We start from the raw sequence: 12,545 nt of genomic DNA, 5'->3' as shown, positions 1-12,545 counted from the left end.
CACCGTCTCATCGCCGCCGGGGAGCGGACCTCAGCGCCGCTCCTCCAGCTGCTTGCACGTCACACACAGGGTGGCCGACGGGAAGGCGGCGAGGCGCTCGACCGGAATCGGGTTGCCGCACCGCTCGCACCAGCCGTAACCACCCTCGTCGAGGCGCTCCAGGGCGCGCTCGACCTGCGTGATCCGTTCCAGGATGCTGTTGGCGAGAGAGATCTCCTGCTCCCGCTCGAGCGTCTTGGTGCCGGTGTCGGCCTGGTCGTCCCCGGCCGAGTCGGTCAGCCGATCGCGCTGCAGCTCGGTGATCTCACTCAGCGTCTGATCGTACTCGGCGCGAAGCTCGTCCCGCCGCGCCGCCAACGCCGCCCGGATCTTCTCGGTCTCCGCAGCGCTGCGGGTGGCCTTGGCCACCGGCTTGCGGCCGGCGGTCCTGGTGTCGGCTGGCTTCGCCATGGGTCGCTCCCTCGGCCGCGGAACCGCGTGGACCGCGGCACCTGGTCAGGGGGCGCCGACAAAGGCGTCCCCTATGTACGAAAAGGGGCGCACGGCGACGATGGCCGCGCACTCCGGAGGTTGGCAAGAATACGGAACGTACAGGCGTCCGACAACGTGCCGCACCGTCGCACCGCTTAACAGCCCCAAGTCCTGCCTAACTGGGGCAAAAGGAACGCTAGCAGATCAAAGGTCCGCCTCATCCCCGTACTCACCAAACCATCGGGCCAGCCGACCCCGCCTGCTGACCGCCCGCAACCGGCGCTCGGCGGCGTCGCGTACCCCGGCGGTGGCCACGATCAACAGGCTGTCGCCGGTCTTCAGCCGGGTGTCCGGACCGGGCACGAAGCCCACCCCGTCCCGCAGCACCAGGGTGACCGAGGCGCCCGGCGGCAGCCGCAGCTCGTCGACGTGCACGCCGGCCAACCGCGAGCCCCGCGGCACCTCCAGCTGGAGCAGGTCGGCCCGCATCCGCTCCAGTGGAGCGGTCTCCACGTGGATCTCGGTGGCCTCGGCCGGCGCGGTGATCCGCAGCCGGCGGGAGAGCGGCCCGAGCGTCCCGGTCTGCACCAGCGTGAAGATCACCACCAGCACGAAGACCGCGTCGAAGAGGCGCTCCGCGCCGGGCACCCGCTCGGAGAGCGGAATGGTGGCCAGCACGATCGGCACCGCCCCGCGCAGCCCCGCCCAGGACAGGAACGCCTGCTCGCGCAGGCCGACCCGGAACGGCAGCGCCGACACGACCACCGACAGAGGCCGGGCCAGCAGCACCAGCGCCAGCCCGGCGACCACCGCCGGCAGCACCGCCGCGTCCAGCCGCCCCGGCGAGGCCAGCAGCCCGAGCAGCACGAACAGACCGATCTGGGCGAGCCAGGCCAGCCCGTCCGCGAAGCCGAGGATCGCCTGCCGGTGCGGCAACCGGGCGTTGCCCAGCAGCACCCCGGCGACGTAGACGGCGAGGAACCCCGAGGCGTGCAGCACCGCCCCCGCGGCGTACGCCAGCACCGTGATCCCCACCGCGGCGATCGGGTACAGCCCGGCCGACGGCAGCGCCGCCCGGCGCAGCGCCCAGGTGCCGGCGACACCGACGCCCACGCCCACCGCGGCCCCGACCCCCAGCTCGTAGACGACCAGGGCGGCCTCGTACCACCACGGGTGCGACAGGACCTGGTGGGACAGGAGCACCACCAGCAGCACCACCGGGGCGTCGTTCATGCCCGACTCGGCCTCCAGCGTCGCCACCAGCCGGGGCGGCAGGCGCAGCCGGCGCAGGGTCGCGAAGACGGCGGCCGCGTCGGTGGACGAGAGCACCGCGCCGTAGAGCAGCGCCAGCCGCCAGTCCAGCCCGAGCAGCAGGTGCACGGCGACGCCGACCAGCAGGATGCTGACCACCACGCCCACCGTGGACAGTGCGACGGACAGCCCGAGGACCGGCCGCAACGTGCTCCATCGGGCGGTCAGACCACCCTCCGCGATGATCACGATCAGGGCGCAGAAGCCGAGGGCCCGGGTCAGCTCGACGTCGTCGAAGCGGATGCCCAACCCCGACTCGCCGATCGCCACGCCCAGCGCCAGGTAGACCAGGAGGCTGGGCACCCCGAGCCGGGTGGAGAGCCGGACCGCGCCGACCGCCACGAGCAGCACCCCCGCGCCGAGCAGCAGCGCGATATCCAGCCCGGGCGTCACGGTTGCCGAGGGCCTGTGTCGAAGTCCTCGGCCCGGGCGTTCCTCACCCCGCGGATCCGTCGCGCAGCCGGCGCAGCACCTCGGACAGCTCCGGGCCGGGACGGTCGACGAGGAAGAGCTTGTCCCGGCTGGCCGCGCCGGTACGCAGTGACACCGAAGCCGGCCGGACACCCAACGCCCCGGCCAACGCCCGGCGGGCGGCCTCGGTGGCCCGACCGTCCACGGCCGGGGCGTGCACCGCGATCACCAGGGCGGGGCCGTGCGGGCCGTCGTGCCGGCCCCCGACCCGGTCCCGGGAGGCGCCGGGCTTGACCCGTACCGCCACGGTGAGCGTGTCCTGCGCGGGCATCGGCGCCGCTTCAGATCGGCCGGGCGTCGGCGAGCAGGGCGGTGGCCGGCGCGCAGTGCGCACACGGGGTGAAGCCGAGCTCGACGGCCTCGGCGGCCGGCAGCGTCTCGGACGCCCGGCCGACGAGGTGCGGGCAACTGGCGAGGTGGTAGCGGGGCCGACCATCCACCACCTGGACGGGGTCGGGCAGCCGGGCCACCCGGGCCGCCTCGGCGGGGGTGACCGGCTGCGCGGCCGGCTCCTCGTCCCCCGTGACATCGGCCGCCGGCGCACCGATCTCGGACGCCTCGTCGGCCGGCGCCGGGAAGGGCGACGCCGGACCGGCGGACGAGGCGTGGGAAGTGTGCTCGGGCGGGGTCGCCAACGGCGGCTCCTGGTCGACCGGCACGTCGAACGGAGATCCCTGGTCGGCCGGCGGCTCGGGTGGTTGCCGCCACCCGGTGCCGCCGGTACCGACCGTCGTGGGCACGTGCTGGACCGGCACTTCCGGCTCGACCAGCGGCGGCCCGTACGCGACACCCGGGCCGGCCTGGTTGGCCGTGCGGGGTGCCGCGGGGCTCCGCTGGCCGGTCCGGCCGGGCTCCGCCGTCGCGCGGTTGGCGGCTGCCTGGCGGGCGCCCACCACCAACGCCACGGCGGCCAGCAGACTGGCCGCGATGGAGATGATCAACATGATGCTGGAGCCACCGGCCAGGCCGAGCACCAGTAGCACCACTGCGACGAGGATGAACAGGAGACTCGCGACTATCACGGCTCACCCCCGCCGCTTCGTACCGTCCAGGCGGGGCCGGCGACCGTCACCATCTGCGGAGAGCGATCGCCGGCCGGTGCTCAGCGTCCGGCTTCGAGGGCGCCGGAGCGCCCGCCGCCGTACGAACCGGCGAGACCCGCGGCGGCCAGCCCGTTGCCACCGGCGACCCGGCCTGCCTCGGAGCGGGTCATCTCGGCTTCGAGGCCCTGGCCACGACCGTCGAGGTCACGCAGCTGGCTCTCCAGGTACGCCTTGAGCCGGGTGCGGTACTCGCGCTCGAACTGCTTGAGCTCCTCGATGTGCTTCTGCAGCGCCGTGCGCTTGGCGTCCAGGCCGCCCATGGCCTCCTGGTGCCGCTGGCGGGCGTCCCGCTCCAGGGCGTCGGCCTTCGCGCGAGCCTCGCGGGTCACCTCCTCGGCCTTGCTGCGGGCCTCGGACAGGAGCTGGTCGGCCTCGCGACGCGCGTCGGACACGTGGTCGTCGGCGGTGCGCTGGGCCATCATCAGAACCCGCAGGGCCTGCTGCTCACCGTCACCGGTGACCGCACCCGGGCCGCCGGTCGCGCGGACCTGCTCCAGCTCGGACTGCATGGCGCGGGCGGCCTGCTCGGCCGCCGCCTTGTCGCGCTGCACCCGGTCCAGCTGTGCCTTGACGTCGTTGAGCTCCGCCGCGAGTCGGGCGTCGCCGCCGGGGCCGGCGGGGGCACCGCCACGGCCGCCGCGCTCCACCTGGGCGCGCAGCTCGTTGTTCTCCTCGATGAGACGGGCGAGCTCGCGCTCAACCTCGTCCAGGAAAGCGTCGACCTCCTCCTCGTCATACCCCCGCTTGCCGATCGGCGGCTTTTTGAAGGCGACGTTGTGTACGTCGGCCGGGGTCAGCGGCATCGAAACTCCTCGGGTCAGTTGCGGCCGCGAAAGCGCGTCGGTCATCAGGCAGATGCCCTGATCGACGGCCCTAACACGAACTCCATCAGCACGAACAGGATAACCAGGAGCACAAGGGAGGCCAGGTCGATGCTCACGGTACCAATTCGCAGCGGAGGGATCACACGCCTCAACGCGTTGAGAGGGGGATCAGTGACGCTCCACACGGATTCCAGTCCCGCCGATGCTCCGCGCCCCGGCTGCCACCGGCGGCCGTACTGCAGGACGGCGCTCAACACGAACCGGGACAGAAGAAGCAGGAGGAAGACATAAAGGACCAGGTACAACACTTGCAGCAAGATCGACAACACGGTCAGCGACGTCCCTCGGGTCGGGCGATCAACTCAGACTGAAAAAGCCGCCCTCAGCGATCTTGGCCTTGTCCTCCGCGGTGACCTGGACATTGGCCGGTGAGAGCAGAAACACCCGATTGGTCACGCGCTCGATCGTACCGCGCAGCCCGAACGCCAGACCGGCGGCGAAGTCAACCAGACGGCGGGCATCGGCCTCGTCCATCTCGGTGAGGTTGATGATCACCGGAACCCCGTCGCGGAAGTGCTCACCGATGGTGCGCGCCTCCCGGTACGTGGTCGGGTGCAGCGTGGTGATCTGGTAACGCTGCTCCTCCTCGGGCACCGCCCGCTCCCGCGCCGTGACCTGCGGCGCGAGGGCAAGGTTGTCCCGGGTGTGGTACGTCAGCGCGCCGGAGGTCTCGCCGGCCGAGGACCGGGTGATCGACCGGACGCTGGACCGCTCGACCCGCTCCGGACGCTCGCCGTCGCCCCGGTCGGACTCGCCGCCCCGCCCGTTCGAGCGCTCGGAGAGCCGACCCCGCTCGCTGGCCCGCGGCCGGGGAGCCGGCGGCTCCTCGGTGTCCTCGTCGTCCTCGTCGGCGAACTCCTCGGCGTACCGGCTCTGCCGGTAACGCGAGTCGCGGTAGCCACCCTTGTCGTAGCCACCGTCGTCGTAGGCCCGCTCATCGTCCTCTTCGACCAGACCGAGCCAGACCCCCGCCTTGCGCAGTGCACCCATCCCGCGCCCTTCCGTCCGCCGTGCGGCACGCGCCCCCGTGCCATGTCGCCCGTCGCGAGTGGACAACCATGCCCATCGGACCGGAACGGCAATCCCCCTGGCGCGCGATTCGCGTCGCGCGCCACGACCCCCGACTGGGAGACGCCGTTCCTGAAACAACACTGATGTAATTTGCTTGTCTCGCGGTCAGGCTACCGCAGCGTGGGGCGCATTCCGAGCAACGCGCTACCGACGCGGACATGTGTCGCGCCGTATTGGATCGCGATTTCCAGGTCGCCACTCATTCCGGCGGACAACGCGACCGCTCCCGGATGGACCGAGCGAAACGCCTCGGCCACCTCGGCCAGCCGGGCGAAGGCCCGCTCCGGCGCCCAACCCAGTGGCGCCACGGCCATCAGGCCGGCCAGCCGCATCGTCGGCGAGTCGGCGATTGCCTCGGCCACCGGCTCCAACCCGACGACCGGGTCGGCCGAGCCGGGCAACGCGCCGCCTCGCGCCGGGTCGCCGTCGATGCTCACCTGGACCAGGGCGGCCAGCGGTCGTTCCCGCCCGGCCGCCGCGGTGGCCAGCGCCCGGGCCAGCCGGACACTGTCGACGGAGTGCACCACGTCGGCGTACCGGACCACCGAGCGGGCCTTGTTGCGCTGCAACTGGCCGATGAAGTGCCAACGCGGGCTCACCCCGGCCGCGGCGACCTCGGCGGCCTTGCCGGCCGCCTCCTGGTCGCGGTTCTCCCCCACGTCGGTCACCCCGAGCCCGGCCAGCGCCAGAACGTCGCTGGCCGGGTAGGTCTTGGTCACGGCGATCATCGTGATGCCGGCACGATCCCGGCCGGCGACGGCGCAGGCGTCGGCGATGCGGGCCCGAACCTGGGCCAGGCCGGCCGCGAGTTCGGCGCGCCGGTCCGGTCGTACCGTGGCTGAGCTGTCGGTCATCGGCGGTGCTCAGGACCCGTTCTTGAGGAAGTCGGGCACGTCCACGTCGTCGAACAGCACCCGGCGCGGCGACTGGGTCGGCGCCGGCATGGTGGCCGGTGCCGGGACCGGGGCGCTCTGCGCCGCCGGCTGGTTGGTGTTGGTCTTGCGGGCCGGCTCGGCCGCCTTGTACGCCGGCGCTCCCCCGTCGAAGCCCGCCGCGATGACGGTCACCCGCACCTCGTCACCGAGCGCGTCGTCGATCACGGCGCCGAAGATGATGTTGGCGTCCGGGTGGGCCGCGTCGGTGACCAGCTGGGCCGCGTCGTTGATCTCGAACAGACCCAGGTCGGAACCGCCGGCGATGGAGAGCAGCACGCCGCGGGCGCCGTCCATGCTCTGCTCGAGCAGCGGGCTGGAGATGGCCGCCTCGGCCGCCTCGACCGCGCGGTTCTCGCCACGGGCGCTGCCGATGCCCATCAACGCGCTGCCGGCGCCGCTCATCACGCTCTTGACGTCGGCGAAGTCCAGGTTGATCAGACCCGGGGTGGTGATCAGGTCGGTAATGCCCTGCACGCCGGAGAGCAGCACCTGGTCGGCGGTGCGGAACGCGTCCATCATGCTGATGCCGCGGTCGCCCAGCGCCAGCAGCCGGTCGTTCGGGATGACGATCAGGGTGTCGCACTGGTTGCGGAGTTCGTCTATTCCGGACTCGGCCTGAACCTGGCGGCGCTTGCCCTCGAAGGAGAACGGCCGGGTCACCACACCGATGGTCAGCGCGCCGAGCTTGCGGGCGATGTTCGCCACCACGGGCGCGCCGCCGGTGCCGGTGCCGCCGCCCTCACCGCAGGTCACGAAGACCATGTCGGCGCCCTTGAGCACCTCCTCGATCTCGTCCCGGTGGTCCTCGGCGGCGTTCTTGCCGACGTCCGGGTTGGCGCCGGCCCCCAGCCCACGGGTCAGCTCCCGGCCGACGTCGAGCTTGACGTCGGCGTCACTCATCAGCAGCGCCTGGGCATCCGTGTTGATCGCGATGAACTCGACGCCCTTGAGCCCAACCTCGATCATCCGGTTGACGGCGTTGACGCCGCCGCCCCCGATGCCGACGACCTTGATGACCGCCAGGTAGTTGTGCGGAGGTGTCATCTCCGGTCCTTCCCTTCGAGATTGGCTTCGGCCGACCGGGTACGGCGTGGCCAGACCAGCGGCCGACGACAGCTGTCACCAGCGAGGATCAGAGCTGAACCCTCACCCTCTACTAGAGGCTTACAGTTATGTCAACCACTGAACCTCTTCGGGGCAACGTAAGCGCCGCCGCGCGATGAGCCAAGGACCCGACCGGCGTGTCGCCGCCCGGAGCGCAACGAGTCACCTTTCCGCACCTCGCGGCACGCCCCTCGGTCAACGGAAGGTCACCACGTCCGGCGCGCTCACGTCGATCCGGTCGGTGTCCTCGCCGAGCAGCGCGGTGGCCACCCGGGCCTTGTCCGTGCTCCGGGTCGCGTCGCCCCAGACCACAGTCCGGTCACCGCGCAACCGCAGGCTGATCCGGGCCAACCCCTCCACGCTCACGTCCGCCAGCTCGGCACGCAACTGCGGGGTCAGCGCGACGAGCACCTCGAGCGCGGCCCGGGTGCCCGGATCGTCGGCGGCCGGCCGGGCCACCTTCACCACCGGCAGCCCGGCGGGGCGTCGGGCGACCGTCCGGAACGCCACACCGGTCCGGTCGACCAGGGCGAACGCCTCCCCCTGCGGCACCGCCGCCACCGGAGTCCGCTCGGTCACCCGGACCACCAGCGCGTCCGGCCAGTCCCGGGACACCGTGGCCCGCTCCACCGGCGCCAACGCACCGACCCGCCGGGCGGCGGCGGCCAGGTCCACCCGGGCCAGCGGCACCCCGTCCGGCACCCCGACCGCATCACGCACCTGCACCGGGGTGACCAGGCCGGCACCCTCCACCTTCACCTCGCGGACCCCGAGAAGCCCGGTGCCGAGCACCGTCCAGGCGACCAGCCCGACCAGCGCGAGCACCCCGGCGGCCAGCGCCCACGGCAGCGCCGCGCGCATCCGGCGCTGGCGGGCCCGGGCCATGAACCGGCGGGTCGACGGTGGCACCGCGTCACGGCCGGCCCGGACCAGCTGCCAGCGCCGGACCGGACCGCGTCGCGGAGCGCCGCCCTCGGCGGCGCTGGTCCGCCCTCGGGCCGGGCCGGGGCTCATCCGGCCGCGGGCGCCGCGCCGTCCGGTGCGGCGGTGCCACCGAGGGCCGCTCCGTCGCCACCGGCGGTGGCCCCGCCGGGCACCGGACCACCGACCGCCGGGGCGGAGGCCACCGGGTCGACGGTCGCGGTCGGCGCGGAGCCGGCGCGCGCCAGCAGGCCGGCCAGCAGCTCGTCACCCATCAGCGAGATCGGCGGAGCGCCCATGGTCACCACCACGTCCCCCGGGCGGGCCCGCCGGACCACCTCGACCGGCGCCTCCTCCCAGGAGTCGACGAAGACCTTCCGGTCGGCGGGCAGCGCCACCGCCTCGATCAGCGCCGCCGAGCCCTCACCGGGCTGGCGCAGCTCGCCCGGACCGAAGACCTCCAACAGCACCAGTTCGTCGGCGATCGCCAACGCCTCCGCGATCTCCGCCTGGTTGTCGCGGGTGCGGTACAGCCGGTACGGCTGGAAGACCACGATCAGCCGCCCCTCCCCGGCCACCTCGCGCAGCGTCTGCAACGCAAGCGTCATCGAGGTCGGGTGGTAGGCGTACTCGTCGTAGACCAGCACGCCGTCCGCGACACCCTTGCGTTCGAAGCGCCGCCGCACGCCGGGGAAGACCGCCAGCGCGGCCTCCGCCGCCGGCAACGGCAGATCCAGCAGGTACGCGGCCAGCACCGCGGAGGCGCTGTTCAGCCCCATGTGCCGCCCCGGCACCGGCAACCGGAACTCGCCCAGCGACCGGCCGTCGATCGCGGCCAGGTAGCGCACCCCGCGCGCGGACGAGACGATGTCGGTCAGTCGCAGGTCGGCGTCGGCCGCCTCGCCGTACGTGTGCACCCGCCGGCCCTCGGCGCGCAGGCTCTCCGCCAGCCGCCGCCCGCCCGGGTCGTCGGCGCAGGTGATGATGAACCCGTCCGGGTCGGTGAGCCGGGCGAACTCGACGAACGCGGCCTCCAGGGTCGCGTAGTCGCCGTAGGTGTTCAGGTGGTCCGCCTCGACGTTGGTGATGATCGAGACGTACGGGCGGTAGATGAGGAACGAGCGGTCGCTCTCGTCGGCCTCGACCACGAAGTGCTCACCGGTGCCGTGGTGGGCGCCCGAGCCCACCTCGGAGATCTCCCCGCCGATCACGAAGGACGGGTCCACCCCGGCCTGCTGGAGCACCATGGTCACCATCGAGGTGGTGGTGGTCTTGCCGTGGGTACCGGCCACCGCGATGGCGCGGCGGCCCGTCATGGCCGCCGCGAGGGCCTCGGAACGGTGCAGCACGCGCAGACCGCGCCGGCGGGCCTCAACCAGCTCCAGGTGGTCCTGCGAGATGGCCGAGGAGTAGACGACGGTGTCCACGCCGTCGAGGTTGGTCGCCTCGTGGCTGAGGTAGATGGTGCCGCCGAGCGCCCGCAGCCCCGCCAGCGAGGGCCACTCACGCAGGTCGCTGCCGGACACCCGGATGCCCCGGGTGAGCAGCAGCCGGGCCACGCCGAGCATGCCCACCCCACCCACCCCGATCAGGTGGACGGCGCCCAGGTCCTCGGCGGTGAGCGTGCCGGCCGGGGTGAACTGCGCGGTCATCGGGCCACCGCCTGGATGACGAACGAGCGCAGCGCCTCGTCGCCGTCGCGCCGCCCGTACGCGGCCGCCGCGGCGCCCATCGCGTACAGCCGCTGCGGGTCACGGATCAGCGGGATGACGGTGCGCTCCAGCCAGGCCGGGGTCAGCTCCGTGTCGTCGACCAGCAGCCCGCCGCCGGCCTCCACCACGGGCAGCGCGTTGCGCTTCTGCTCCTGGTTGCTGTGCGGGTACGGCACGTAGATCGTGGGCAACCCGATCGCGGCCACCTCGGCGCAGGTCATCGCCCCGCCCCGGCCCAGCATCAGGTCGGCGGCGGCGTAGCCCAGCTCCATCTCCGACAGGTACGGCAGCGTCACGTACGGCACCGGCAGGTCGCTGGGGATCGGCACCGGCTCGTTGCGGGCGCCCATCACATGCAGCACCTGCACGCCGTTGCGGGCCAGTTCCTTGGCCGCCCCGGAGACCGCCAGGTTGATCGAGCGGGCGCCCGACGAGCCGCCGGCCACGAAGAGCACCGGCAGGTCGGGGCGGAGCCCGAAGTGCGCGCGGGCGGCGTTGCGCAGCGCGTACCGGTCCAGCCCGGCGATGCTGCGGCGCAGTGGCACGCCGACCACTGTGGCGTCGCGCAGCGCCTCGGCCTGGACCGGCTGGTGCGGGAACCCGACCGCGACGTTCTTGGTGAACTTCATGCCCAGCCGGTTGGCCACCCCCGCCGGCACGTTCACCTCATGGATCACCATGGGCAGCTCCCGGCGCCAGGCGGCGAGGTAGGCCGGCACCGAGACGTACCCGCCGAAGCCGACCACCACGTCGGCGCTCACCTCGTCGATCACCTTGCCCGCGGCGCGGGCCGCGGTCCACATCCGGCCCGGGGTGCGGACCAGGTTCATGTTGACCGACCGGGGCAGCTGGTACGCCGGGATCTGCCGCAGGTCGTAGCCGTGCGGCGGGATCAGCTCGTTCTCCATGCCGCGCGGTGTGCCGAGGCAGGTGATCCGGACGCCCGGGTCGTGTCGGCGAAGGCAGTCGGCGAAGGCGAGCAGCGGGTAGACGTGCCCCCCGGTCCCACCTCCCGCGAGCACCACCGAACGCAGCGGACCCATCAGCGTCTCCTCTCGCTCGCCGTACGCCCACGGCTCCGGTCCTGCCGGACCCCGCGCGGTGCGGCCTGGTCGTCGTGGCGCCGCTCGCGGGACCGGGGCACGGACCCTCGGCCAGCCGGCGGCGTCGCCGGTCGGCGGCGCCGGCCCGGAAGCGGCGGCAACGGGGCCCAGAGTAGTCGGACCCACCGGGCCGGCGGACGGGCATGCAGTGCTCTGGCCGCATCGGGTTCGGCGCGCGCGAAGGACGCCAGCATGCCGATCGCGGCCAACGTCACTACCAGGGCACTTCCGCCGTCGGAGATGAACGGCAGCGGCAGGCCGGTGATCGGCAGCAGCCCGACCACGCCACCGATATTGATCACGGCCTGGCTCACCAGCCAGGTGGTCACCGCCGCGGCGGCGAGCCGCCGGAACGGGTCGTCGACCCGCCGGGCGATCCGCAGCCCGGTGTACGCGAGCACCGCGAAGAGCGCGAGCACCACCACGCAGCCGATCACGCCCAGCTCCTCGGCGATGATCGCGAAGATGAAGTCGTTGTGCGCCTCGGGCAGCCAGTCCCACTTGAGGCTGCTCTTGCCCAGCCCGACGCCGAACCAGCCGCCGTGCTCGATGGCCAGTCGACCCTGGTAGAACTGGTAGCAGGGGTCCCCGCACTGGTCCGGCGGCGGCGGGTTGAGAAACAGGGTGAGTCGCGCCAGGCGGTAGTTCTCCTCGCCGCGCTCGCCCGAGCCGGCGCCCAGCGACGCCACCGCTATGAGCAGGCCGACGCCGAGCAGCCCGACCACCGTCAGCGCCCCGAAGACCCGCATCCGCACCCCGGCCGCCCAGAGCAGGCCGACCACCAGGGCCAGCAGGCACAGCATGGTGCCCACGTCGTTGTAGCCGACCAGCACGAAGAGCAGGCCCATCACCGGAAAGAGCGGTGTGGCGAGCTCCCGCCACCAGCCCAGCGCGGCGCCCTTGCGGGCGATCAGGTGCGCGCCCCACAGCACCAGCGCGAACTTGGCCAGCTCGGAGGGCTGCACCTGGATCCCGCCGATGAACAGCCAGAGCAGCCGCGCCTCGATCGGCCCGATCCGGGCCGAGTCCTGGTCGGTCAGCCGGGCGTAGGCGAGCAGCAGGTTGAGCACCAGCAGCAGCGCCACCGAGGTGATCAGCAGGGGCCGGCCCAACGACCGGTAGGTGCTGGCGGGCAGCCGCTGGCAGGCCCAGAACACCCCGATGCCGATCACCGCGAAGATGGCCTGCTTGGTCACCGAGGCCGAGGCGTTGCCGTCCTCGGCGTAGTCCTTCACGCTGGTCGCCGAGAAGACCATCGTCAGCCCGATCAACAGCAGCAGGCCGGCGCTGGACAGCAGCAGGTAGTAGGAGGCCAGCGGCCGGTCCAGCAGGCCGCGCAGCGCCGCCAGCCCGCCGGCCGCGTCCAGCCCACGCACGGCGATCAAGCCGCCGGCCGTGGGCTCCTGCGGCGGTGGCGCTTCGGATCCGAGCTGGGCCGATCCACTGGACCGTGGTGTGG

Annotated in this window: 13 protein-coding genes; all 13 read right to left on the bottom strand. The window is 72.9% G+C overall.

Translation table 11 applies throughout. The annotated features are described in order from the left end of the window. Positions 1-30: 30 nt before the first annotated feature. The 13 genes from GA0070607_RS21210 to GA0070607_RS21150 all read right to left on the bottom strand — a co-directional run bounded on the left by GA0070607_RS21210 (position 31) and on the right by GA0070607_RS21150 (position 12,435). On the bottom strand, positions 31-450 hold the full coding sequence (locus GA0070607_RS21210; RefSeq protein WP_074313014.1) for a TraR/DksA family transcriptional regulator: 420 nt from the start codon (positions 448-450) through the stop codon (positions 31-33). A 225-nt stretch (positions 451-675) separates the two neighbouring features. After that, the gene (locus tag GA0070607_RS21205; protein ID WP_089019756.1) at positions 676-2,175 is read right to left on the bottom strand and encodes a potassium/proton antiporter; all 1,500 of its coding nucleotides are present in this window, start codon (positions 2,173-2,175) and stop codon (positions 676-678) included. 43 nt (positions 2,176-2,218) lie between these two features. Then, a complete protein-coding gene (locus GA0070607_RS21200; protein WP_089019755.1) occupies positions 2,219-2,524 on the bottom strand; it encodes a DUF167 domain-containing protein in 306 nt (101 codons plus the stop codon). 10 nt (positions 2,525-2,534) lie between these two features. After that, positions 2,535-3,275 carry a hypothetical protein gene (locus tag GA0070607_RS21195; protein WP_089019754.1) on the bottom strand — a complete coding sequence of 247 codons (741 nt, stop codon included), beginning with the start codon at positions 3,273-3,275 and terminating at the stop codon, positions 2,535-2,537. 80 nt (positions 3,276-3,355) lie between these two features. Next, the gene (locus GA0070607_RS21190; RefSeq protein WP_074318798.1) at positions 3,356-4,159 is read right to left on the bottom strand and encodes a DivIVA domain-containing protein; all 804 of its coding nucleotides are present in this window, start codon (positions 4,157-4,159) and stop codon (positions 3,356-3,358) included. A 44-nt stretch (positions 4,160-4,203) separates the two neighbouring features. Next, a complete protein-coding gene (locus tag GA0070607_RS21185; protein WP_088949372.1) occupies positions 4,204-4,509 on the bottom strand; it encodes a YggT family protein in 306 nt (101 codons plus the stop codon). A 28-nt stretch (positions 4,510-4,537) separates the two neighbouring features. Continuing rightward, complete coding sequence (locus tag GA0070607_RS21180) at positions 4,538-5,230, bottom strand: cell division protein SepF (RefSeq protein ID WP_089019753.1); 693 nt, start codon at positions 5,228-5,230, stop codon at positions 4,538-4,540. Positions 5,231-5,421: 191 nt separating this feature from the next. Next, positions 5,422-6,165: a YggS family pyridoxal phosphate-dependent enzyme gene (locus tag GA0070607_RS21175; RefSeq protein ID WP_089019752.1), complete on the bottom strand. Its 744-nt coding sequence runs from the start codon at positions 6,163-6,165 to the stop codon at positions 5,422-5,424. Between the two features lie 9 nt (positions 6,166-6,174). Further along, complete coding sequence (ftsZ, locus tag GA0070607_RS21170) at positions 6,175-7,290, bottom strand: cell division protein FtsZ (protein ID WP_089019751.1); 1,116 nt, start codon at positions 7,288-7,290, stop codon at positions 6,175-6,177. A 255-nt stretch (positions 7,291-7,545) separates the two neighbouring features. Beyond that, on the bottom strand, positions 7,546-8,364 hold the full coding sequence (locus tag GA0070607_RS21165; protein WP_089019750.1) for a cell division protein FtsQ/DivIB: 819 nt from the start codon (positions 8,362-8,364) through the stop codon (positions 7,546-7,548). Next, positions 8,361-9,923, bottom strand: a complete 1,563-nt coding sequence (gene murC / locus GA0070607_RS21160; protein ID WP_089019749.1) for a UDP-N-acetylmuramate--L-alanine ligase — start codon at positions 9,921-9,923, stop codon at positions 8,361-8,363. The genes GA0070607_RS21165 and murC overlap by 4 nt, the downstream gene beginning before the upstream one ends. Beyond that, the gene (murG, locus tag GA0070607_RS21155) at positions 9,920-11,026 is read right to left on the bottom strand and encodes an undecaprenyldiphospho-muramoylpentapeptide beta-N-acetylglucosaminyltransferase (RefSeq protein WP_089019748.1); all 1,107 of its coding nucleotides are present in this window, start codon (positions 11,024-11,026) and stop codon (positions 9,920-9,922) included. The genes murC and murG overlap by 4 nt, the downstream gene beginning before the upstream one ends. After that, complete coding sequence (locus GA0070607_RS21150) at positions 11,026-12,435, bottom strand: FtsW/RodA/SpoVE family cell cycle protein (RefSeq protein ID WP_331716459.1); 1,410 nt, start codon at positions 12,433-12,435, stop codon at positions 11,026-11,028. The genes murG and GA0070607_RS21150 overlap by 1 nt, the downstream gene beginning before the upstream one ends. Positions 12,436-12,545: the final 110 nt, after the last annotated feature.

The sequence above is a fragment of the Micromonospora coriariae genome (assembly GCF_900091455.1).
In the GTDB taxonomy this organism is placed as follows: Bacteria; Actinomycetota; Actinomycetes; order Mycobacteriales; family Micromonosporaceae; genus Micromonospora; species Micromonospora coriariae.
Note: the sequence above shows the minus strand (reverse complement) of the source record. Positions and strands in the feature narration are given on the sequence as shown.